We start from the raw sequence: 22,107 nt of genomic DNA, 5'->3' as shown, positions 1-22,107 counted from the left end.
TTATTATAACAACCTTGCTTCGAGCAAGGGCGCAAACGGCCTCAAATGGCCGTTCGGAGGGATTGCCGGGGGCGGAAGAGGAGCCTCCCCGGCGCACGGGAGGAGACTACCATGCGCGAGCGCCTGATCGGCATCGACGCCGGTGGAACTATGACCAAAGCGGCCATGTTCGACCTGGACGGAAACGAGATTGCCTGCCGCAGCAGCCCCAACAGGATGCAGTTCCCCAAGCCGGGCTGGACAGAACGGGACCCCGATGCCATGTGGCAGGCCGCCTGCACCGCCATTCGTGACTTGCTGGACATCACCGGCACACCCCCTGAGGATGTGGTTGGCGTGACGCCCTCGGGCTATGGCGCGGGAGCCTATTTCATTGACCGGGACCTGAAGCCGGTTCGTCCAGGACTGGTCTCCACCGACACGCGCACGCTTCCCATGATTGAGGAAATGCGCGGCACGGGCGAGATGGCCGAGGTTGACCGGCTGGTGGGCGCAAGGATGTTTGCCACCCATGCCATCCCGCTGCTGCGCTGGTTCGACCGGCATGAGCCGGACCTCTATGACCGGACCTGGAAGCTGGTCTTCTGCAAGGACTTCATCCGTGCCCGCCTGACCGGGCAGGTCTCGACGGATCCGACCGATGGCGGCATTGCCGGGATCTTCGATCTCGCCGCCAACCGCTATGCCACGGATGCCTTTGCCGCCGGTGGCGTGCCGCGCTGGCTGGACAAGCTGCCCGATGTCGGCCCGTCCATTGATGTGGCGGGCCATGTGACGGCGGAAGCCGCGCGCCAGACAGGTCTCAGGGAAGGCACGCCGGTGATCCGGGGTGTGGTCGATGTGACAGGCTCGGCGCTTGCCTCCGGTGTCACCAGCCCGGATCTCATCTCCGTTGTGGCGGGCACCTTCAGCATCAATTCCATCATTCTGGATCAGCCGCTGCTGACGCCGCCACCGTTCATTCAGTCGTCCTTCCCCGTCGGCAGCCGCTTCATTGCCACGGAAGGGGCAGCGACCTCCGCCAGCAATGTGGAGTGGATCTTCTCCACTCTGCTGGAAGCGGAAGGCGCGCGAGCCAAGGCCATGGGCTCGTCCATCTATGAGGTCGGCAACAAGCTCGTCGCCGAGGCGATGGAGCGGGACAATGACATTCTGTTTCTGCCCTTCCTTTATGGCGGCCCCTCGCATGTGCCGGGCGGCATCATCGGGCTTTGCGCCCGCCACACTCTGGGCGACGTGCTGCGCGCGGCCTTCGAGGGCGTGGTTTTTGCCCACAAGACGGACATCGACCGCCTGCTGCCGCAGGACGCAGCGCTGCGGCCGAAGGTTGCCCGCATGGCAGGGGGCGCGTCGAAGTCGGCGCAGTGGTGCCAGATGTTTGCCGACGCGCTGAACATGCGCGTCGAGGTGGCCGATGGCTCCGAGTTCGGGGCCAAGGCAGGCGCCATCTGTGCCGCTGTGGCCCTTGGGCACCATGCGGATCTTGGCACGGCAGCGCAAAGGATGGTGCGCGTCTCGCGCAGCTACGATCCGCAGCCGGAGCGCTGCCTGGCGCTGGCCCGGAAACTGACGGTCTACAGGTCCGTCGTCGAAAATCTTGCGGCGCTTCACTGACGCCGCCTCATCCCACCCGTCTTCTCTGATGAATGGACCGGACAATGGCGCATATTGGCGACTTGATATCTGAAATGCTGGCACAATACGGGGTTGAACTGGTGTTCGGCATGCCCGGCGGCCAGACAACGGCACTGCATGACGGCATCTCCCGCCGGACGGACCGCATCCGCCACGTGCTGATGCGTGATGAGCGTAATGCCGCCTATGCGGCGGATGCCTATGCCCGGCTGACCGGCAAGCCCGGCGTCTGTGACGTAACTGTCGGCCCCGGCGCCAACCTGCTCTCGGCGGGGTTTCTGGAGGCGCTGAATGCGTCAATCCCCATGGTTGGCATCATCGGCGAGCTGCCGCTCGACTGGCTGACGCTGAAGGAAAAAGGCATTGCCAGTCAGGGCTTTGACCAGCTCAAGTTCTTCCAGTCCATCTCCAAGAATGCCTGGCTGGTGCCCTCAATCACGGCCCTCCCGGAGATCATCCGCACGGCATTCCGCACCGCCGTCGCGCCCCGGCCGGGGCCGGTCGCCATCATCATCCCGCATGACATTTTCGATGCCGAATGGGACGAGGACGTGCTGAAGCCTGTGGTGGACGAGCGCTCCATCCACATTCCCTACCTGCGCTCCGTGCCGGTGGCCTCCGAGATCGACCGGGCGCTGGATCTGATCGCCAGGGCCAAACGCCCGGCGCTGGTCTGCGGCGGCGGCGTGCATGGGTCTGATGCCGCAGAAGACGTGACGGCCTTCGCCGACCGGTTCAACGGTCTTGTCGTGACCTCCCTGTCCGGCAAGGGCTCGGTGCCGGAGACGAAGGACTATGCGGCCGGCATCCTCAATCCGCTCGGGTCCTGGGCGGCCATCGAGCTGATCAAGGAAGCCGATCTCGTCATCTGGTGCGGCTCCAAGGCCAGCCAGAACACGGCGATGAACTGGACGCTGCCGCTGCCGGAACAGGCCACGATCGTCATCGATTCCGATCCTCTGGAGCATGGCCGCACCTTCCGCCCGACCGTCTCCCTCTTCGGCGACGTGCGCGAAACCATCAAGCTTCTCGCAGCCGGCCTTCGTCCGGGTGAGAACGCGGAGTGGAAGGCGCGGATTGCCGCTGTGAAGGCCGAAGGCGAGGCCGCCAAGCAGCTGGAAATCGCCTCCGAGGAGATCCCGCTGTCGCCGCCGCGCATCATGGAGGCTGTCGGCCGGCGTCTCGGCGAGGATGATATCGTCGTCTCCGACGCCAGCTTCTCCGCCGGCTGGATCGGCGGATACATTCCGGCGCGCAAGCCGGGGCGCAACTTCCTCTATGCCCGTGGTCAGGGCGGGCTTGGCTATTCCGTGCCGGGGGCCATTGGCGCTGCCGCGACACGGCCTGAGGCCCGGGTGGTCACGGTGTCCGGCGACGGCGCCTTCTCCTACACCATCGGCGAGCTTGCAACGCAGCTGCAGCAGAACCAGCGCGTGGTCAACATCGTGCTCAACAACGGCCGCCTTGGCTGGATCCAGCTCTGGCAGCAGCTCTACTTCGGCAATGTCCAGTCGGCCATGCTGGAAACGCAGAGTGCCCGGCCGGGCTTTGCGGCGGCCAGCGCGGGTCTGGGGCTGCTTGGGATCTATGTCGAGACACCCGATCAGATCGAGGCCGCCCTGGATCAGGCCTTTGCCTATGACGGCCCCTCGGTCGTGGAGTTCCGCATCAACGATCTGGCCACGCCGATACACAGCTTCAAGCGGCGGCTGAAGGAAGGCGGCCAGGTCCGCCCGCGTCCGGGCACCGTCTACAAGCTGAGAGACTGGAAGATTTCACCGGAGCTTTGATGGATGCGGGTCCCTTTCTGGAGGGAGAGGGACCCCATGCCTGCCGCTGGCATCACCAGCACCTTTGGGAGGAGGACGGCATGCTTGAACTGCGCAATGTCTGCAGGAGCGCCGGTGCGACCGAATATATCACCGATGTATCGCTGACACTCGAAAGCGGCTCGCTGAATGTGCTGCTGGGGCCGACGCTGGCGGGGAAGACATCCCTGATGCGGCTGATGGCCGGGCTTGATGTGCCCACATCCGGCTCCATCCACATGGGCGGGAAGGATGTGACCGGTGTGCCGGTGCAGCGCCGCAATGTGGCGATGGTCTATCAGCAATTCATCAACTACCCGTCCCTGACGGTTTACGAGAACATTGCCTCGCCCCTCCGGGTGCAGAAGAGGGTCAAGGCGGAGATTGACCGCTCCGTGCGCTGGGCGGCGGAGCTGATGCGGCTGACGCCCTATCTGGACCGCACGCCGCTGAACCTGTCCGGCGGACAGCAGCAGCGCACGGCGCTCGCCCGCGCCATCGTCAAGAACGCGAGCCTGGTGCTGCTGGACGAGCCGCTGGCCAACCTCGACTACAAGCTGCGCGAGGAGCTGCGCGAGGAACTGCCCCGCATCTTCGCTGAAACGGGCACGATCTTCGTCTATGCGACGACCGAACCGCAGGAGGCGCTGCTGCTGGGAGGCAACACGGCGGTGCTGCATGAAGGCCGTGTCGCCCAGTTCGGACGGACGATCGATGTCTTCCGCTCTCCCGTCAACCTGCGCTCGGCACGCACCTTCGCGGACCCGCCACTCAACACGCTGGTGATGGAAAAGCATGGGGGGCATCTGACCCATCCCTGCGGGCTGTCGGTGCCTGTGCCGGGCTCGCTTTCGCACATTCCCGATGGCGCCTACACCGCCGGCCTGCAGCCGCATCATCTCAGCCTGGGGCGCAAGACGCCCGCCTGCCATCTCATCGAGGCGCAGGTTCTGGTGACGGAAATCACCGGCTCGGAAAGCTTCATCCACGTGACCTTTGCCGGTCAGGACTGGGTGATCCTGACGGAGGGCGTCCAGGAGCACGATCCGGAGGAAATCATCCAGGTCGGGTTCAAGGCTTCCGACCTGATGATCTTCGATACCGATGGCCTTGCCGTCGAGCACAGGGCCGCAAGGGCCGCATAATGGAGGACGGGACATGGCAGAAATCAGCTTCGACCGCATCCGCCACGCCTACCGCCCGAACCCGGAAAAGCCTGAAGACTTCGCCTTGCGCGAAATCAATCATGCCTTCCGCGATGGCGGGGCCTATGCCCTGCTGGGGCCGTCCGGCTGTGGCAAGACGACATTGCTCAACATCATCTCCGGCCTGCTGCATCCCTCGCATGGGCGGCTCAGGTTCGGCGGGCGTGACGTGACGGACCTGTCCACCCAGGACCGCAACATTGCGCAGGTGTTCCAGTTTCCCGTCGTCTACGACACCATGAGCGTTTACGACAACCTCGCTTTCCCCCTGCGCAACCGCAGGGTCGAACCGGGGCTGATCGATGCCAAGGTGCGCGAGACGCTGGAAATGGTCGGCCTGTCCGGCCGGGCGCACCGCAAGGCGCGGCGGCTGACGGCGGACGAAAAGCAGAAGATCTCGCTCGGGCGCGGGCTCGTGCGGGCGGACGTGAATGCGATCCTCTTCGACGAGCCGCTGACGGTCATCGACCCGCACATGAAATGGGAGCTGCGCTCGCAGCTCAAGAAGCTCCACCGCCGCTTCGGCTACACCATGGTCTATGTCACCCATGACCAGACCGAGGCGCTGACCTTCGCGGATGAAGTGGTGGTCATGTACGAAGGGCAGGTGGTGCAGATCGGCACGCCGGCGGAGCTGTTCGAGCGGCCCATGCACACCTTCGTCGGTTATTTCATCGGCTCGCCGGGCATGAACCTCCTGCCTGTGGCCGTGGAAGGGCGCACCGCCCGCATCGGCGCGCATCAGATCGAGCTTCCCCACGGCGCGCAAGGACTGCCGCCGGGCAGGACCGACCTCGGCGTGCGGCCGGAATGCACCCGCATTTCGGATCAGGGCATTCCGGTGCAAATCCGCAAGGTGGAGGACGTGGGCCGCCGCCGCATCGTGCGCGCGGTGCTGGATGGCCGCGAGATTGCAGCCGTTGCGCATGAGCATGAACCCCTGCCTGCCTCGCCCCATGTGCAATTCGCCCCGGGCGGCATCAATCTCTACGCCAATTCCTGGCGTGTCGAGCTGGGAGCCTGACCCATGGAAAAAAACTGGAACAACAAGGCCTGGTTCCTCGTGCTGCCTGTGCTTCTTCTCGTCGCCTTCTCGGCGGTCATCCCGCTGATGACTGTGGTCAATTATTCGGTTCAGGACACGTTCGGCAACAACGAGTTCTTCTGGGCCGGAACGGAATGGTTCAAGGAGGTGCTGGCCTCGAACCGCTTCTGGCAATCCATGGCCCGCAACCTGCTGTTCTCGGCCATTGTTCTCCTGGTCGAGATCCCGCTCGGCATCCTCATCGCCCTCAACATGCCCAAGCGGGGCACAGGTGTGCCCATCTGCCTGGTGTTCATGTCCCTGCCGCTGCTCATCCCGTGGAATGTGGTGGGGACGATCTGGCAGCTGTTTGCCCGCACGGATATCGGCCTGTTCGGCTCCGTGATGACCTCGCTCGGCTTCGACTACAACTATGGCCGCGACACGCTGGATGCCTGGTTCACCATCGTCATCATGGATGTGTGGCACTGGACCAGCCTCGTGGTGCTGCTGTGCTACGCCGGGCTCATGTCGATCCCCGATGCCTATTATCAGGCCGCGAAAATCGACGGAGCCTCGCGCTGGAGCGTGTTCCGTTTCATCCAGCTGCCGAAGCTCAACCGGGTGCTCCAGATCGCCATCCTGCTGCGCTTCATGGACAGCTTCATGATCTACACCGAGCCCTTCGTCGTCACCGGCGGCGGACCGGGCAGCGTCACGACATTCCTGTCCATCGACCTCGTGAAGATTGCTGTCGGCCAGTTCGATCTCGGTCCGGCCTCGGCCATGTCGATCATCTACTTCCTGATCGTGCTGCTGGTGTCCTGGGTGTTCTACACCGTCACCACCCAGCCCGATGAAGACCGGACCTGAGGAGCCCCCCATGACACAGGACACCCAGACGACACGGGAAACCCGGACGGCTCCGGACTATCCGGTCGATGCCATGATCAAGGCACACAGCATCGGTGCAAGCCGCCGCCCGCGCTCGCTGCGCTGGCTGATCCCGGCCTTCTACATATTGTTTCTGATCATCCCGATCTACTGGCTGGTCAACCTGTCCTTCAAGACGACCAACGAGATCCTGAGCGGGCTCTCGCTGTGGCCGCAGCAGCCGACCTTGCGCAACTACACGGTCATCTTCACGGACCCGGCCTGGTACGAAACCTACTTCAACTCCATGACCTATGTGGTCATGAACACGGTGATCTGCATCGCCGTTGCCCTGCCTGCCGCCTATGCCTTCTCGCGCTACCGGTTCCTGGGCGACAAGCATCTGTTCTTCTGGCTGCTGACCAACCGCATGGCGCCGCCTGCGGTGTTCATCCTGCCCTTCTTCCAGCTCTATTCGGCCTTCGGTCTCATCGACACGCACATTGCCGTGGCGCTGGCGCACTGCCTGTTCAACGTGCCGCTGGCCGTCTGGATCCTGGAAGGCTTCATGTCCGGCGTGCCGAAGGAGATTGATGAGACGGCCTATGTCGACGGCTACTCCTTCCCGCGCTTCTTCGGGAAGATCTTCATGCCGCTGATCGCGTCCGGCATCGGTGTCACGGCCTTCTTCTGCTTCATGTTCTCCTGGGTCGAGCTGCTGATTGCCCGGACCCTCACGACAACCGATGCCAAGCCGATTGCCGCAGCAATGACCCGCACCAGCTCAGCCACGGGCTTCGACTACGGAGTGCTGGCGGCGGCCGGGGTGCTGACAATCATTCCGGGCGCGCTGGTGATCTGGTTCGTCCGCAAACATATCGCCAAGGGCTTTGCACTGGGGAGGGTGTAATCATGATCGATCTCAGCTGGATGGCCTGGACCTGGCAGACGGCCGCGTTCTTCGTCCTGATCGGGCTGCTGCTCGCCGGCATGGGCATCTGGGAATATGTCTCGCCCGGCGGCAACCCGCGCTACGGCATCCTGCGCATGACAACGACGCGCGGAGACCGGCTGTTCATTTCGCTGCTTGGCAGCGCTTTCATCAACATAGCCTGGCTTGGCTTCGGCGGCCCGGATCTGTGGTGGGCTCTCGCACTCTCGGCCGTCTACGCCATCGGCGTATTCCGCTTCGTTTAGCGAGTAGGGACCCGGCGGAGCTCTCTGCCGGGGGGAGTGATGGTGCATACGCTATGGGAGGAAAACATGCGGAAGCACATGATGACATCGGCAAGCCTGCTTGCGCTCGTGCTGGGGGTCAGTCAGGCCCAGGCGGGCATGGACGAGGCGAAGGCATTCCTTGACAGCGAAATCAAGGACATGTCCGTTCTCGACCGGGCAGCGCAGGAAGCGGAAATGCAATGGTTCGTGGATGCCGCCAAGCCGTTCCAGGGCCTGTCGCTGCGCGTCGTCTCCGAAACGATCACCGCCCATGACTATGAATCCAAGGTGTTGGCACCGGCGTTCGAGCGGATCACGGGCATCAAGGTCAGCCATGATCTGATCGGCGAGGGGGACGTGATCGAGAAGCTGCAGACGCAGATGCAGTCGGGTGACAACATCTACGACGCCTATGTCAATGACTCCGACCTGATCGGCACCCATTGGCGCTACCAGCAGGCCCGCAACCTGACCAAGTGGATGGCGGGCGATGCCAAGGACGTGACGAACCCCGGGCTCGACCTCGCGGACTTCATCGGCACCTCCTTCACCACCGCTCCGGATGGCGATCTCTACCAGCTGCCGGACCAGCAGTTCGCGAACCTCTACTGGTTCCGGTACGACTGGTTCAGCGACGAGAAGAACAAGGCCGATTTCAGGGACAAGTATGGCTATGACCTCGGCGTGCCGGTGAACTGGTCGGCCTATGAGGATATCGCCGAGTTCTTCACCGGGCGCGAGATCAACGGCAAGAAGGTCTTCGGCCATATGGATTATGGCAAGAAGGACCCGTCACTCGGCTGGCGTTTCACCGATGCCTGGCTCTCCATGGCCGGAAACGGTGACAGGGGCATTCCCAATGGCAAGCCGGTGGATGAGTGGGGCATCAAGGTTGACGAGAACTCCCGCCCGGTCGGCTCCTGCGTTGCCCGTGGCGGCGATACCAACGGCCCGGCAGCTGTCTATTCTGTTGCCAAATATCTGGATTGGCTGAAGAAATACGCTCCACCGCAGGCGCAGTCCATGACCTTCTCGGAAGCCGGTCCCATCCCGGCGCAGGGTGACGTGGCCCAGCAGATCTTCTGGTACACCGTGTTTACGGCCGACATGGTCAAGCCGGGCCTTGCGGTGGTGAACGAGGACGGCACGCCGAAGTGGCGCATGGCACCGTCCCCGCATGGCGTCTACTGGAAGGAGGGCATGAAGCTCGGCTATCAGGATGTGGGGGCCTGGACGATCCTGAAATCCACCCCGGATGACCGTGCCAAGGCGGCCTGGCTCTATGCCCAGTTCGTCACGTCCAAGACGGTGGATCTGAAGAAGAGCCACACGGCGATCAGCTTCGTGCGCCAGTCCACCCTCGACCATCCGAGCTTCACCGAGCGTGCGCCGGAACTGGGCGGCCTTGTCGAGTTCTACCGTTCCCCGGCCCGCCTGCAGTGGTCGCCAACGGGCACCAACGTGCCGGACTATCCCAAGCTTGCCCAGCTCTGGTGGCAGGCCGTCGGTGATGCGGCAGCGGGAACCAAGACCCCGCAGGAAGCAATGGACGCGCTTTGCGCCGAACAGGAAAAGGTGCTCTCCCGTCTGGAGCGCGCCGGGGTGCAGGGCGATCTCGGCCCGAAACTGGCCGACGAGCATGACCTTCAGTACTGGCATGAGGATGCGGTGAAGAACGGCAATCTCGCTCCACAGCTGCCCATCGAAAACGAGAAGGAGCAGCCCATCACCGTCAACTACGACGAGCTGGTGAAGAGCTGGCTCAAGTGACCGGACCCAGACCGGTCTGACGGCCCTGACGGCCAGGATGCTTCCCGCATTCTGGCCGTTGTCCTTGCGGGCAGCAGATTATGCCACGCGGACGCTCAATCCCGCTGCGGCTTCGTCTTAGAATGTGCCGGGTGATGCGTGAAAATCGGCTTGTGACCCTGCCTGGCTGTTAGGCTGGACGAAACTTTTCGGTCCATTTTTGACCCGGTGTTTGCGGTATGTTTTGCGGACGCGCCGCCGCGATTAAGGAGACCGCCGTATGACGACACTCGTGACAATTCCTGGCATCATGTCGGACGACCGCACCTGGGCGCCCATTGCCAAGGCCGTCAGCCACCGCTTCAACGCTGTCCACGTGGCTGATACCACGCAGGACAACATGCTGACCGGCATGGCCAGCAGGGCGCTTGAGGCCACGACCGGCGGACTGGTGATTTTCGCCCATTCCATGGGCGGCCGCGTTGCCATGGAAATGGGCCGGCTCGCGCCCGAACGGATCATCGCCATGGTGCTGTCCAGCACCGGCCATGACGGCCCTTCGGAAGATGAGGAGCCCAAGCGGCTGGCCCGTATCGCGGAAGGCAATGCGGGCATGGGCGCCTATGCCCGGAACTGGGCACCGAAAGTCCTCTCCACCGGGAACGCCCAGAACCCGGCCCTGCTGCAGCAGATTGTCCAGATGGTTGAGGAATGCCCGGCCGAAGTTCACGAGCGCCAGAACCGCGCCTTGCTCGCCCGGCCTGACGCTTCTCTGTATCTGGCTGATTTTGACTTTCCGGTTCTGCTCATGACCGGCAGCGAGGATCATCTGTCGACGGAAGAGACGCATGGGCAGATCGCTGCGCTGCTTCAGGATGCCGAGTCCATTGTCATTGAGGGCGCCGGCCACCTGCTGCCTTTTGAGCAGCCGCAGAAAGTGACGGATGCCATTTCCGGATGGCTGGACCGCCGCAGGCTTCTTTCCTGAATTCAAGGGACTGCAGACGTTTTAAAGGGGGCCCTGAGCCCCCTTTTCCGTTTCCCCTGACTGCGTCAGATGCGCAGTTCTTCCTGGGTGTCGAAGATCGACGCGCGGGCAGGGTCAAAGCCAATGAGCATGCTGTCCCCGACGGCGACCTTGGCCTGCCCATCGATCAGCAGGCGGAAGGGCATGCCCTCCAGCGAGGTCCAGACCAGCGTCAACCCGCCCATCGGCTCCACCAGTTCCGCCTTGACCTCAGCCGAAACCGGCGCGTTGCGGGCCGCTTCGGCAAACAGCACATGTTCGGGGCGGATGCCGAACCAGACCTCGCCCTCTGCCTCGGGACGTGTGAAGCCGTAGCCGTCCAGCGGAATGTTCATTGCACCCAGGCGGAGGCGTGGAGCCGGATCCCGCTTCAGCACCCCTTGCAGGAAGTTCATGGACGGAGAGCCGATGAAGTCCGCCACGTACTTGTTGATTGGACGGTTGTAGATTTCATCGGGGCTCGAAAGCTGCATGATGACGCCGCCCTTCATGATGGCGATCCGGTCGGCAAGTGTCATCGCCTCGACCTGATCATGCGTCACATAGATCATGGTGTTCTTCAGCGACTGGTGCAGCCGCTTGATCTCCACTCTCAGGTCTGCGCGCAGCTTGGCGTCGAGGTTGGAAAGCGGCTCGTCGAACAGAAAAACATCGACATCGCGCACCAGGGCCCGGCCGATGGCGACGCGCTGGCGCTGGCCACCCGACAGGGCGGATGGCTTGCGCTTCAGCAGCGGTTCGATCTGCAGGATGCCTGCTGCGCGGGCGATGCGGCGCTTGATCTCGTCTTTGGGAATCTTGGCATTCGTCAGTCCGAAGCTCAGGTTTCCTTCCACGGTCATCTGCGGATAGAGCGCATAGGACTGAAACACCATGCCGATGCCGCGCTTGGACGGCTCGGTCCAGGTGACGTTCTGCCCGTTGATGAAGATGCTGCCGTCCGTTGGTTCGAGCAGTCCGGCGATGCAGTTGAGCAATGTGGACTTGCCGCAGCCGGAGGAGCCAAGCAGCACGAGGAACTCGCCATTGCCGATGTCGAGGTTAAGGTTGCGCAAGACTGAGACTGAGCCAAAGTCGAGCTTGAGATCCTTGATGGAAACACTCGGTTGCATGGTCATCCTTTCACCGCGCCGGCCGCAATGCCGCGCACAAAGAGTTTGCCCGAAATGAGGTAGATGGTGAGGGGTACAATGCCGGATAGAAGCGTGGCCGCCATGTTGACGTTGTACTCTTTGACGCCGGTTACCGAGTTGACGATGTTGTTCAGCTGGACCGTCATGGGGTAGCTCTCCGGCCGCGTGAAGATGACGCCGAAAAGAAAGTCGTTCCAGATGGCGGTTGTTTGCAGGATGACCGCAACGACGAACATTGGCAGTGCCATTGGCATCATGATCTTGAGATAGATCTTCCAGAAGCCGGCCCCGTCCACTCGGGCGGCCTTGAAAAGTTCTTCCGGCACGGATGAGAAATAGTTGCGGAAGAGGAGGGTCAGGATCGGCATGCCGAAGATGGTGTGAACCAGAACCAGGCCCCAGATGCTGCCATAAAGGCCGATCTCGCGCAGCAGGATCACCATCGGATAGATCATCACCTGATAGGGAATGAAGGCGCCGATGATCAGGATCGTGAAGAAGACGTTCGCTCCCTTGAAACGCCACATCACCAGGGCATAGCCGTTCACCGAGGCCACCGCGATGGACAGGATGACCGAGGGAACGGTGATCTTCACCGAATTGAAGAAGCCACGCGACAGGCCGTCACAGTTCAGGCCGGTGCAAACGCTCGCCCATGCCTTGACCCAGGGCTCGAAGGTGATCTCCAGCGGCGGGGCAAAAATGCTGCCCAGCCGCACCTCCGGCATGCCCTTCAGCGAGGTCATGACCATGACGTAGATGGGCAGCAGGTAGTAGAACGCCAGCAACAGGAGCGTTCCGTACAGGACGATGTTGCGGCGGGTGAGCGCCGGGCGGGGCCTCGGGCCACGGGCGCCGGCAATACCTGCGGGCAGATGGGCCAGCTTTGCGTCAGCCATGCTTCTTGCCTCCGAATTCGAGATAGGCCCAGGGAATGATCACGAAAATCACCGCGACCAGCATCATGGTGGATGCCGCAAACCCTTGTGCGAGGTTCTGTGAGACGAACATGGCGTCAAAGACGAACTTGGCCGGCACTTCGGATGCCAGGCCGGGGCCGCCGCCCGTCTGGGCAATGATCAGGTCATAGAGCTTGATGATGCCGGAGGTGACGAGGACCAGCGTGGTGATGAAGACGGGACGCATCATCGGGATCACCACGAACAGATAGGTCTTCCACGTGGGGATGCCGTCGATCTTCGTGGCTTTCCAGATGTCCTCGTCGATGCCGCGCAGACCTGCGAGCATCAGGCACATGACAAGCCCGCTGCCATGCCAGAGCCCAGCAATCAGTACGCCGTAAAGCACAAGGTCAGCGTTGTAGAGCGGATCAAAGGTGAAGCTCTCGAAGCCCATGCTGCGCACGGCGGCCTGGATGCCGAACTCGGCATCCAGCAGCCATTGCCAGACAAGGCCGGTGACGATGAAGCTGAGCGCGTAGGGATAGAGGAAAATGGTCCGGAAGCTGTCTTCAAAGCGGATCTTCTGATCGATGAGGACGGCGAGGAGAAAGCCGAGCACCAGGGACATAATGAGCATCAGGCTGCCATAGACGGCCAGGTTCTCGATGGAGATGACCCACCTGCGGGTGCTCCACAGTCTTTCATATTGTGCAAGGCCCACCCAGTCGGCCCTTGGCAGCAACCGTGAGTTCGTGAACGAATAGGTGATGGTCCAGGCCGAGAAGCCGATGAACACGACCAGAGCAGTCACGACCATCGGGATCGCAGCTATCTTGGCGCTGAGGTTTTTGAGCAATCCTGCCGGCTTGCCATGCGGTGACATGTTTGCGGCCCCTCTGTTGTTGATAGGTCTGGTCTGCGCGGAACTCCAGGCTCCGCGCATCAACCGGATCGCATGTTCCAGGTCTTTGAAATGCCCGGGCGCTGCGCCCGATGCGGCCATCAATCGGCGGTCGCGATGATCGCGGCAAACTCAGCCTGGGCACGGGCCGGGTCAAAGTTGGGATCTGCAAAGAACTCCACCACCAGATCGGTGACGCGCGCCACAGTGTCCGGGGAAACCAGCGTGTTGACGCTTTCGATGACATGTCCCTTTTGCAGGATCTCCATGCCCTTCTTCATGCATGCGGTCGCATCGGTCAGTTCGATGTCGCCGCGCACAGGCAGGGCTCCCTTGGCGGCTGTAAAGGCCACCTGGACTTCAGGTGACACAATCACGTTGGCCAGAACGTCCTGGGCGGCGATGATCTCCGGGTTCGTGACCTTGGGGAAGTAGAATGCATCACCGGCGGCAGTGATGTACTGATGCTCGCCAAGCCCGGGCAGACACGTGTAGTCCTGCTCGGTCATGCCGGCCTGGGTAAACTCACCCTGTACCCAATCGCCCATGATCTGGCCTGCGGCGCTGCCGTCGATGACCGTCCGTGCCGCCATGTTCCATTCCTGGACGTTGATGCCTTCCATCATTGCACGTGCTTCGGCAGCGGCTGCGAAAACCCTGGCGACTTCCGGTCCGGCGGCGAAGTCTTCATCCCGGTCCTGATAGACGCGCAGGAACAGGTCCGGGCCGCCGATGGACACCATGAGAACATTGAAGGTCAGCTGCAGCTGCCAGGCCTGCCGCCCCTGAACGAGAGGAGTAATGCCGTGCTTGCGCAGTTCCGGAGCGGCGGCGACGAATTCCTCCCAGTTCTGCGGAACGGCGAGACCATTCTTGGTGAAGACCGAATTGTTCAGCCACAGCCACTGCTGAGAGTGGATGTTGGAGGGCACGCAATAGAGGCGGCCGTCAAACGTGCAGCTCTTGAGCATGGACGGGGGAAAGATCTTGTCTTTCCAGCCGCTGGTCTCCGCAAGCTCCGTCACGTCGCGCATGAAGCCGGCTTCGATCAATTCGCCCATGGCGGCGCTGTGCGTGAACTGGGTTGCGCCCATGGGATCACCGCCGGTGATACGGCTGGTGATCAGCGGGCGCGCAACACCGCCGGCGCCGGCAATGGCGCCGTCCACCCAGGTGTGGCCGCTCTTCGAGAACGCATCCGCGATGACCTTGATGGCTGCGGCTTCGGCACCGGAGGTCCACCAATGCGTTACTTCCAGGCTTGCGGAATATGCCGGCTGACAAAGACCGGCCAGTGTGGCGCCGAGTACCGTAAGCTTCATTTTCATGTCGGAGATCCCCCGTCTCTGGATGACTGCGCGCCGGAGCGGCGCTGTTCACAGTCCTTTTGCCTCCCAGCGCCAGAACCGAATTTACGTATTGATCCTCAGGAATGGCCGCCGCTGCGTCAACGGCGCCCAAATTGGGTCCCGTCTAACATTTTGTACCGGGTGGCTGCCGCTTCCGGCTTTCAGGCGATGATGCCTCTGGCGCGCAGGCCGGTGATTTCGCTCGCCTGATAGCCGAGGCTTGTCAGGATCTGGTCCGTCTGGGCACCAACCGGCTGCGGCGGCGTGTGCAGCGAAGGCCCGGCTTGTGACATCGTGAAACCTGCCAGTGTCGTAGCCATGCCGGCGACGGTTCCCGGCTCTCCGTCAAAGCGGTGAAAGACGCCCCGGCTCGCCAGATGCGGGTCATTGACCGCCTCATCGAACCTGCGGATCCGGGCGCAGGGAATGCCTTGATCCTGCAAGGCTTTTTCCCAGTAATCGGCCGGTTTGCCAAGGAATGCCGTGCGCAGCACCGCCGCCTCCTCCTCATAGCCGTCAAGCCGTTCGTTGTTGCCGGGCTTGATCATGTCCGGCCGTCCCAGAAAGGCCCAGAGGCGCTTCTGCTGCCGCAGATTGGAGGCTGAGACCATCATGGGAGCATCGCTGGCGTGATACATTCCGATCGTTGCAAACGGATAGGTGTTGCCCTTCATCCCCGGCGCTTTGCCGCTCCAGAAATAGGCTGCCGCATGGGAGGTCGCGAACATCATGGCGACGTCGAGCATCGAGACGTCGATGGCGACACCGGCTCCTGCGTTGCGTTCGCGCGCCAGAAGGGCCGCGGCGATTGCATATGCGGTCGTCGTCCCGGCGGCATAGTCCATGATGGGCGCGCCGCACTTGAAGGGTTTGGCAGGGTCGTCACCCGTCATCGCCATGAAGCCCGAAAACGCCTGAATGATGTTGTCATAGCCGCGCAGCTCGCGGCGCGGGCCGGTTGCGCCAAAGGCGGAGAGGGAGCAGTAGATCAGGCCGGGATTGTGCTTTTTCAGATCGTCATATCCCAGGCCCAGTGCCTCAAATGCTCCGGGCCTGTAATTTTCGATGAACACGTCGGCGGTGGCCAGAAGGCGCATCATGGCCTCACGGCCTTCGGGTGTTTTCAGGTCGAGAGCAATGCAGGATTTGTTGGAGCCTTGGGCCAGATAGGCGGTTCCCATGCCCCGGCTGTTCATCTGCCTGTCCGGGCCTTGGGCGCGGGCTTGATCGGGCTCGTTGGGGTCCTCAACCTTGATGACTTCTGCGCCGAGGGTCGCGAGCTGAAACGCTGCAAACGGTCCGGCCAGGACATGTGTCGTGTCGATTATCCTGTAGCCTTCAAACGCCTTTTTCATTTCCTGTTCCGCTGATCGAGTGGAGTGTTGGCCTGGCCCGGACGGGTCTTGCAAGCTGCGGGCAACCTGGTTCGCTCCATTTCAGGTCAGGTCATCCAAACAATCAACGCGGCGGGCGGCCCCAAGAAGTTAGGGCTGAACTGAGTGATTATGTGCAGACCATCCCGCCATGCTTATGTAGCCTGTCTGTCACATTTGCCTTCTGAGATGGTGAGGAGCGCCGCCAATGACGGCCAGCATGGCAATGACCGACGAGCAGATCTGTGGGGCCCCGTTCAATGTTGATGCCGCAGGGCTTGAATGGGTGAAGGCAACGTTCCGCAAAATGGGGGACGAGGAGAAGCTTACGCAATTGCTTCTTCCCATGAGCCGGGACCTTTCGGATCAGGCGATGGACGCCCTTGCGGAGCAAGGCGTGGGCGGCATTCACCGTTTCCCCAGCTATCCGGAGGCCGAACTGCGCAGCTCTGCGGAGCGTGTCCTGTCGGCATCCCCCATTCCCCCGCTGCTGACCGCCGATATTGAAATGTCGGAGAAGGCGAGCGTGAAGTCCGGTACCAGCCATCCCAATCAGATGGCCGTCGCGGCGACCGGATCGAGCCGCAATGCCTACCGGATGGGTGTAATTGCCGCGCGGGAGGCCCGGTATCTGGGCTTTGGCGTCAGCTGGACGCCGGTGGCTGATCTTGCGTTGAATTTCCGGGCCAATGCGGTCAACACCCGGGCGTTTTCTGCCGGGCTGGAGCAAACGGTCAGCCTCATGTCATCCTACATGGACGGGATGCATGACAATGGCCTCGTCAGTTGCGTCAAGCACTTCCCCGGTGATGGGGTGGATGAGCGCGACCAGCATTTTGTGACGAGCTGCAATTCCATGCCCATGGAGGTGTGGCGAGAAAGCTTCGGCCGGATCTATCAGACAGCCATCGGCAAGGGCGTGCGCCTGATTATGGCCGGTCACATTTCCTTGCCGCATTATGCCGGGGAGCGGGGCGGGGAGGCCTTGAGCACTCCCTATGCTCCTGCCTCGCTGAGCCGGGATCTGTTGCAGGGATTGCTGCGCACAGAGCTCGGCTACAACGGAGTGATTGTTTCGGACGCAACCGGCATGGCCGGTTTCACATCCTGCGGAAGCCGGGCCGATATCGTGCCCCAATGCATCGAAAGCGGCTGCGACATTCTCCTGTTCCCTCAAGGGATTGAGGCGGATCTGGAGCATCTGCGCAGGGGGCTGGCCCGTGGCGCTCTCAGCCGCCGGCGGCTGGATGAGGCGGTGCTCCGCATTCTGGCCCTCAAGGCTTCGATGGGTCTGCACGTTGCCCCCGTGCTGGTGCCGGAAAGCTGCCGCAGCCAGATGCTGGCAACGGATGAGCACAGGCTTTGGGCGGAGGCAACCTGCCGGCAGGCGGTCACGCTGGTCAAGGACAGCCAGTCCCTGCTTCCCTTGTCTCCCGACAGGCATCGCCACATTCTTCTGGCCGAGGTGCGCGAGCGGCGCAGCCCGTCGTCGGCCCTGCCGGATCTGCAGATTGCGCAGTTGCTCGAGGCGAGGGGTTTTGAAATCACAAGAGTGGTTCCAGGAGAGCCTCTCAACACACGGGGACAGGATATCGGCCTCTATCTTTCGGCGGAGGAGGGGCTGTCCGGAAAAGAGTTTCTGGGTCCGAACTGGGAGCGGCTGCATGGCCCGTTTCCGCTGACCATGCAGCGCATGTGGCAGGAACTGCCGTCGCTTTATGTCTCGCTGGGCTCTCCATTCCTGCTGTATCACATGCCGGATTGCCCCACCTACATCAATGCCTACAGCCCGGTTCTGCCGATGCAGGTGGCGCTCGTCGAGGCTTTGTGCGGCGGCATTCCGTTCCTTGGACAAAGTCCCGTGGATCCGGCGTGCGGTCTGCCTGATGCCATGGGGAAAGGCCTGGCACATGCGCTACAGGGGCATGCCAGTGCCGGCATATACAAATGATGTGCTGCCAGCACCGGTCTGTGTATCATGATTGCGCTGCCCGGCTGACGCTGACATGTCCTGTTTCATGCCGGTCCGGCACCTGCACTCAGCCCTGCACCTGGGCCTGCACTCAGGAATGATGAATGATTGCCACGCCCACCCGCACGCTTCCTCCGTTGAACCCGCTGAAGGCATTCGAGGCTGCGGCGCGGCACAAAAGCTTGACGGTTGCAGCTGATGAACTGAATGTCAGTCAGGTCGCCGTCAGCCGGCAGGTCCGGGTTCTGGAGGACTATCTGGGCGTGATCCTGTTCCGCCGTCAGAACCGGGGGATCGAGCTGACGCGTGAAGGCGCCTTGCTGTTCGAAGGCATCGAGAGGGGCTTTCAGGATATCGAAGCAGCCACCCGGCGCGTGTCCCGCAGGGGGCAGAGGAATATTCTGGCGATCCAGTCCTATGTGACTTTTTCACACCGCTGGCTGATGCCGCGCCTGCATGATTTCCATCACAGATATCCCCGGATCGAGGTCCGCTTGTCGTCGTCACCGGAACCGGCCGATTTCGAGACCGGCAATCTGGACGCAGCCATTCGCGGCGGGGATGGCTCCTGGCCTGACCTGCATGCCGAGAAGCTGGCCGACATGGAACTCATCCCAGTGTGTTCGCCGGCCTTCTTCCAGGATCATCCGCTGACGCAAGTTGATCAGCTTGAGAAAATGAAGCTGCTGTGTTCGGCAGCCCGGCCCCATGACTGGCCAAGCTGGCTCAAGTCCGCGAATGCCTCTTTTGAGCCCAAAAACAAGATGGTTTTTGAAAATAGCTCCCTGGCTTGCGAGGGGGCGCTGATGGATCTCGGCATTGCCATCGCGAACCGGCATTTTGTCCAGCGCCAGTTGAACGCGGGCACATTGGTGGCGCCGTTTGAGCATGGGTGCCGTACCGGCGAAAGCTATTATCTGACCTGGCCGAAGGGCCGCACCCCGTCCAAGCCGCTTCTCAACTTTCTCTCCTGGATACGGACCCAGATTACAGGCAAGGCTGAGGAGAGGGACCATCTTGAGGAAGAAGACGAGATTTATGACGAAGACTGAGCCTTGCATGCTGCGGGGCTGGTTCCGCTGAGCTGATGAGCCGTCCGCCGGAAGGTTCAATGTTCGTCCTCTCCCCGGCTGATGCCGAGGCGGCGCATTTTTTCCCACAAGGTGCTGCGGGAGATGCCGAGGCTGGCGGCGGCGGCGCTGGTGGAGCCCTGAAACCGGGTGAGCGCGGCGGTGATATGGGCCTTTTCAGCCGCATCACGCACATCGGCCAGCGGCGTCCCCGGTTCGGCCGCTGAGACTTGAGGTGCCGCTGTCTCTTCCGTCTTGCCGGCGCCTTCGGGAAAGAGATCGGCCTCCGTCAATGCGCTGCCGCTGCCAAGCGCGACGGCCCGTTCCACGCGGTTGATCAGTTCACGGAAGTTGCCCGGCCATGGGTGCTGCTTTGCCGCCTCTTTCGCGGTCTCGCTCAGCGGCGGCGCGCCAAGGCCCATGCGGGCGGCCGCTTCCGCGGCAAGCCGTTCCAGCAGGGCCGGGATTTCGTCCTGTCGGTCGCGCAGGGGCGGCAGCTTGCAGGTGATGACATTGATGCGGAACCACAGGTCTTCGCGGAAGGCGCCGCTCGTGGCCATCGCTTCCAGATCCTTGTTGGTGGCGCAGACGACCCGTGCTTCGAAACGCCGGCTCTGGCTGGCGCCGAGGCGCCGGAATTCGCGCGTTTCCAGCACGCGCAGCAGCTTCACCTGCAAGGCAGGGGGCAGATCGCCGATTTCGTCGAGAAACAGCGTGCCGTCTTCTGCTTCCTCGAAGAAGCCGCGATGGGCGGCGCCTGCGCCGGTGAAAGCCCCGCGCTCGTGGCCGAAGAGCAGGGAATCGGCAAGGTCCGCCGGCAGCGCGCCGCAGTTGACCGGCACGAAGGGTCTGCCCTTGCGCGGTCCTGCCTCATGCACATAGCGGGCGGCCACTTCCTTGCCCGTGCCGGTTTCCCCAAGCAGCAGGACGGGCAGATCGATGGCCGCCGCGCGGCGCAAGGTGCTGCCGGTCTTTTCCATGGCAGGGCTGTCTGAGAAGGGATCTGCGGTGCTGCCTGCCGGACTGCGGCGGCGGCTGGCGATCACCTGCAGCGTGTCGACAAGGGCATCGAGATCGAAGGGCTTGCTGACGTAGTCAAGCGCCCCGTCGCGCACCAGCCGCACGGCCTGGTCGATGTCGCCATAGGCGGTCATGAAGATCACGGGCACCATGCCGGACCGCGCGAAATGCTGCCGCATGACGCTTTCGCCATCCCCGTCCGGCAGTCGGATGTCGGAGAGGATGATGTCCGGCGCATCCCCGTCCAGCGCGGCGCGGGCCTCGCTGGCCGAGCGGGCCCAGCGGACCTTGAAGCCTTCCAGCTCCAGCCGCTGGCGCAGGGAGGCGCCGAGGGTCGCGTCGTCCTCGACCACGAGGATGCGGCTTGCCGTCATTTGGCTGCGCTCCCGTTTTCAGGTTCACTGGTGAGGGTCAGCTGCACGGTGGTGCCTGCGCCTTCCTTGCTGCGGATCGACAGGTCCGCGCCGATCCGCGCCACCAGATTGGACACCACCCAGATGCCGATGCTGCGTTCCACCGGCACATCATCGACCTGGCCGGAGATGATGGCTGCCACCAGTTCCGGCGGCATGCCGGGGCCTTCGTCGCTGACCCTTAGTACAACCGTATGCGCGGCTTCATCCTGCGACAGGCCGACGGTAACGGTGCCGCCGGGCGGGGAGGCGCGCACGGCGTTGAGCATCAGGTTGATGAGGATCTGGCGCAGGGCGTCCGCATCGGTCATCACCTCAGCCGTTTCATCCAGCTCCCAGGCGAGGATGGCTCCGGCGCGCCGGGCCTCCGGTGCAATCAGCAGTTCAAGATCCTGAATGTCCCGGGCACTGAGGAGCTTGGCGCCTGAACGCCGCCGGTAAGTGGACAGGGTGACATCGACGACGCGGCCGATGCTGTCGAGCCCGTTCTCCAGAAAGTCGAGGGTTTCCTTGCGCACCTCTTCGCGCTCGCCAAACCGGCGCAGGGTGGAAATGCCGTTCTTCAGCCCGGCGAGGGGATTGCGCACCTCATGGGCGATGCTGGCGGCCATGCGCGCCAGCAGCCCGTCCCGCTCCTGCTGGGCCATCTGCTCCAGCATGCTCACCCGCTGGGCCTCGGACTGTTCCCGCAGGGCGAGGGCGGCTTCCAGCTGGCGCAGTTCATCGCCGCGCCGCCATCTGGCAGCCCCGGCAGCGTCGGTTTCCTGATCGGCAAGGCGTTCGATGAACCGGTCGAGCGGCATGAGGGCCCGGTGCGTCACCGCATAGGTGGCAAGCGCTGCGATGATGGCGACAAGGATGTCTATCCCCAGCGCCACGCTTGTGACCATGCTGGCTGCGTCTTCAAGGGGCGTGGTGTCAAAGGTGGCGGCAAGATAAAGGCGCCGGTCCTCGAGGGGGTAGCTGCGGGCAATCAGCAGCACCGGCCGGTCCGGCACGCTGGTGAGGCTGACACCTTCCGGCCCGAGCGTTTGCGCCTCGCTGAGCGCCTGGTTCAGGAGCTCAGCGTCTGTTTCCGTCAACACCGCCGTGCGGATGGTGCCGGTCCTGTCGGTCCACCGGGCTGCCATGCCCTGTTCAAGCAGTGCGGTGCGAAAGGTGAGGGACGCCGCTAGCTGGGCGCCGACAGTTTCCTCCGCATCCTTTTCCTTGATTTCAGCGGCGATATGTCCGGCCACCGCATCCAGAAACACCAGGGCCTGATCCCTGAGGCCGGTTTCATTGCTGGAGCGCAGCACCATGACGCCAATCTGGGTCGTGCCCACCGCCACGACGAACATGGCGATGGCCACAAACAGGGGCAGGGTTACGGACAGAGGCAGCTTTGATCGCAAAGGTGTCGTCATGTCCAATTGCAATAGCCCAACCACAAGCC

Annotated in this window: 18 protein-coding genes; 11 read left to right on the top strand and 7 right to left on the bottom strand. The window is 62.7% G+C overall.

Features of this window, described 5'->3' with window-relative positions:
- The first annotated feature begins 111 nt into the window (after positions 1-111).
- From ACVNHC_RS10850 to ACVNHC_RS10810, 9 genes are all read left to right on the top strand, one after another.
- Positions 112-1,614 (top strand): FGGY-family carbohydrate kinase, encoded by a 1,503-nt coding sequence (locus ACVNHC_RS10850; RefSeq protein WP_457167252.1) that lies wholly within the window; start codon positions 112-114, stop codon positions 1,612-1,614.
- A 44-nt stretch (positions 1,615-1,658) separates the two neighbouring features.
- A complete protein-coding gene (locus ACVNHC_RS10845; RefSeq protein ID WP_457167251.1) occupies positions 1,659-3,425 on the top strand; it encodes a thiamine pyrophosphate-binding protein in 1,767 nt (588 codons plus the stop codon).
- Between the two features lie 80 nt (positions 3,426-3,505).
- Entirely contained in the window at positions 3,506-4,588 is a 1,083-nt protein-coding gene (locus ACVNHC_RS10840) for an ABC transporter ATP-binding protein (protein ID WP_457167250.1), read from the top strand.
- 13 nt (positions 4,589-4,601) lie between these two features.
- Positions 4,602-5,672, top strand: a complete 1,071-nt coding sequence (locus ACVNHC_RS10835; protein ID WP_457167249.1) for an ABC transporter ATP-binding protein — start codon at positions 4,602-4,604, stop codon at positions 5,670-5,672.
- Between the two features lie 3 nt (positions 5,673-5,675).
- Entirely contained in the window at positions 5,676-6,545 is an 870-nt protein-coding gene (locus tag ACVNHC_RS10830) for a carbohydrate ABC transporter permease (RefSeq protein WP_457167248.1), read from the top strand.
- Between the two features lie 73 nt (positions 6,546-6,618).
- A complete protein-coding gene (locus ACVNHC_RS10825) occupies positions 6,619-7,455 on the top strand; it encodes a carbohydrate ABC transporter permease (protein WP_208977629.1) in 837 nt (278 codons plus the stop codon).
- Between the two features lie 2 nt (positions 7,456-7,457).
- Positions 7,458-7,742, top strand: coding sequence for a DUF2160 domain-containing protein (locus ACVNHC_RS10820; RefSeq protein WP_050473085.1), 285 nt, complete (start codon positions 7,458-7,460; stop codon positions 7,740-7,742).
- A gap of 66 nt (positions 7,743-7,808) precedes the next feature.
- On the top strand, positions 7,809-9,533 hold the full coding sequence (locus ACVNHC_RS10815; RefSeq protein WP_457167247.1) for an ABC transporter substrate-binding protein: 1,725 nt from the start codon (positions 7,809-7,811) through the stop codon (positions 9,531-9,533).
- 259 nt (positions 9,534-9,792) lie between these two features.
- Complete coding sequence (locus ACVNHC_RS10810; protein WP_457167246.1) at positions 9,793-10,500, top strand: alpha/beta fold hydrolase; 708 nt, start codon at positions 9,793-9,795, stop codon at positions 10,498-10,500.
- A gap of 65 nt (positions 10,501-10,565) precedes the next feature.
- Here the strand turns inward: ACVNHC_RS10810 and ACVNHC_RS10805 are convergent, their stop codons facing one another.
- The 5 genes from ACVNHC_RS10805 to ACVNHC_RS10785 form a co-directional block, all read right to left on the bottom strand.
- Positions 10,566-11,651, bottom strand: coding sequence for an ABC transporter ATP-binding protein (locus ACVNHC_RS10805; RefSeq protein WP_050473086.1), 1,086 nt, complete (start codon positions 11,649-11,651; stop codon positions 10,566-10,568).
- Between the two features lie 2 nt (positions 11,652-11,653).
- The gene (locus tag ACVNHC_RS10800; protein ID WP_457167245.1) at positions 11,654-12,571 is read right to left on the bottom strand and encodes a carbohydrate ABC transporter permease; all 918 of its coding nucleotides are present in this window, start codon (positions 12,569-12,571) and stop codon (positions 11,654-11,656) included.
- A complete protein-coding gene (locus ACVNHC_RS10795) occupies positions 12,564-13,457 on the bottom strand; it encodes a carbohydrate ABC transporter permease (protein WP_050473088.1) in 894 nt (297 codons plus the stop codon). Before ACVNHC_RS10795 ends, ACVNHC_RS10800 begins: the two co-directional genes overlap by 8 nt.
- Positions 13,458-13,576: 119 nt before the next feature.
- Positions 13,577-14,797 carry an ABC transporter substrate-binding protein gene (locus ACVNHC_RS10790; protein WP_457167375.1) on the bottom strand — a complete coding sequence of 407 codons (1,221 nt, stop codon included), beginning with the start codon at positions 14,795-14,797 and terminating at the stop codon, positions 13,577-13,579.
- A gap of 188 nt (positions 14,798-14,985) precedes the next feature.
- Positions 14,986-16,179 (bottom strand): CaiB/BaiF CoA transferase family protein, encoded by a 1,194-nt coding sequence (locus ACVNHC_RS10785; protein ID WP_123194969.1) that lies wholly within the window; start codon positions 16,177-16,179, stop codon positions 14,986-14,988.
- 226 nt (positions 16,180-16,405) lie between these two features.
- Between ACVNHC_RS10785 and ACVNHC_RS10780 the strand changes: the two genes are divergently transcribed.
- Both ACVNHC_RS10780 and gcvA read left to right on the top strand, forming a co-directional pair.
- Positions 16,406-18,148 carry a glycoside hydrolase family 3 protein gene (locus ACVNHC_RS10780; protein ID WP_457167244.1) on the top strand — a complete coding sequence of 581 codons (1,743 nt, stop codon included), beginning with the start codon at positions 16,406-16,408 and terminating at the stop codon, positions 18,146-18,148.
- 125 nt (positions 18,149-18,273) lie between these two features.
- The gene (gene gcvA, locus ACVNHC_RS10775) at positions 18,274-19,221 is read left to right on the top strand and encodes a transcriptional regulator GcvA (protein WP_457167243.1); all 948 of its coding nucleotides are present in this window, start codon (positions 18,274-18,276) and stop codon (positions 19,219-19,221) included.
- 56 nt (positions 19,222-19,277) lie between these two features.
- On the opposite strand, the gene ACVNHC_RS10770 is transcribed toward gcvA, so the two are convergent.
- Positions 19,278-20,633 (bottom strand): sigma-54-dependent transcriptional regulator, encoded by a 1,356-nt coding sequence (locus ACVNHC_RS10770; RefSeq protein ID WP_457167242.1) that lies wholly within the window; start codon positions 20,631-20,633, stop codon positions 19,278-19,280.
- The gene (locus tag ACVNHC_RS10765) at positions 20,630-22,078 is read right to left on the bottom strand and encodes a sensor histidine kinase (RefSeq protein WP_374630350.1); all 1,449 of its coding nucleotides are present in this window, start codon (positions 22,076-22,078) and stop codon (positions 20,630-20,632) included. The genes ACVNHC_RS10770 and ACVNHC_RS10765 overlap by 4 nt, the downstream gene beginning before the upstream one ends.
- Positions 22,079-22,107 lie beyond the last annotated feature (29 nt).

This window comes from Pannonibacter sp. Q-1 (genome assembly GCF_054073275.1).
The sequence above is the reverse complement of the archived record's forward strand: the minus strand, read 5'-3'. Positions and strand labels throughout refer to the sequence as shown.

What these genes read in the sequence shown, in the direction of transcription:
- ACVNHC_RS10845 (WP_457167251.1), top strand. Translation starts at nt 1,659, where the DNA reads ATGGCGCATATTGGCGACTTGATATCTGAAATGCTGGCACAATACGGG.
- ACVNHC_RS10785 (WP_123194969.1), bottom strand. Translation starts at nt 16,179, where the DNA reads ATGAAAAAGGCGTTTGAAGGCTACAGGATAATCGACACGACACATGTC.
- ACVNHC_RS10805 (WP_050473086.1), bottom strand. Translation starts at nt 11,651, where the DNA reads ATGCAACCGAGTGTTTCCATCAAGGATCTCAAGCTCGACTTTGGCTCA.
- ACVNHC_RS10790 (WP_457167375.1), bottom strand. Translation starts at nt 14,797, where the DNA reads ATGAAGCTTACGGTACTCGGCGCCACACTGGCCGGTCTTTGTCAGCCG.
- ACVNHC_RS10835 (WP_457167249.1), top strand. Translation starts at nt 4,602, where the DNA reads ATGGCAGAAATCAGCTTCGACCGCATCCGCCACGCCTACCGCCCGAAC.
- ACVNHC_RS10770 (WP_457167242.1), bottom strand. Translation starts at nt 20,633, where the DNA reads ATGACGGCAAGCCGCATCCTCGTGGTCGAGGACGACGCGACCCTCGGC.
- ACVNHC_RS10780 (WP_457167244.1), top strand. Translation starts at nt 16,406, where the DNA reads ATGACGGCCAGCATGGCAATGACCGACGAGCAGATCTGTGGGGCCCCG.
- ACVNHC_RS10765 (WP_374630350.1), bottom strand. Translation starts at nt 22,078, where the DNA reads ATGACGACACCTTTGCGATCAAAGCTGCCTCTGTCCGTAACCCTGCCC.
- ACVNHC_RS10810 (WP_457167246.1), top strand. Translation starts at nt 9,793, where the DNA reads ATGACGACACTCGTGACAATTCCTGGCATCATGTCGGACGACCGCACC.
- ACVNHC_RS10795 (WP_050473088.1), bottom strand. Translation starts at nt 13,457, where the DNA reads ATGTCACCGCATGGCAAGCCGGCAGGATTGCTCAAAAACCTCAGCGCC.
- ACVNHC_RS10825 (WP_208977629.1), top strand. Translation starts at nt 6,619, where the DNA reads ATGATCAAGGCACACAGCATCGGTGCAAGCCGCCGCCCGCGCTCGCTG.
- ACVNHC_RS10850 (WP_457167252.1), top strand. Translation starts at nt 112, where the DNA reads ATGCGCGAGCGCCTGATCGGCATCGACGCCGGTGGAACTATGACCAAA.
- gcvA (WP_457167243.1), top strand. Translation starts at nt 18,274, where the DNA reads ATGATTGCCACGCCCACCCGCACGCTTCCTCCGTTGAACCCGCTGAAG.
- ACVNHC_RS10820 (WP_050473085.1), top strand. Translation starts at nt 7,458, where the DNA reads ATGATCGATCTCAGCTGGATGGCCTGGACCTGGCAGACGGCCGCGTTC.
- ACVNHC_RS10840 (WP_457167250.1), top strand. Translation starts at nt 3,506, where the DNA reads ATGCTTGAACTGCGCAATGTCTGCAGGAGCGCCGGTGCGACCGAATAT.
- ACVNHC_RS10800 (WP_457167245.1), bottom strand. Translation starts at nt 12,571, where the DNA reads ATGGCTGACGCAAAGCTGGCCCATCTGCCCGCAGGTATTGCCGGCGCC.
- ACVNHC_RS10815 (WP_457167247.1), top strand. Translation starts at nt 7,809, where the DNA reads ATGCGGAAGCACATGATGACATCGGCAAGCCTGCTTGCGCTCGTGCTG.
- ACVNHC_RS10830 (WP_457167248.1), top strand. Translation starts at nt 5,676, where the DNA reads ATGGAAAAAAACTGGAACAACAAGGCCTGGTTCCTCGTGCTGCCTGTG.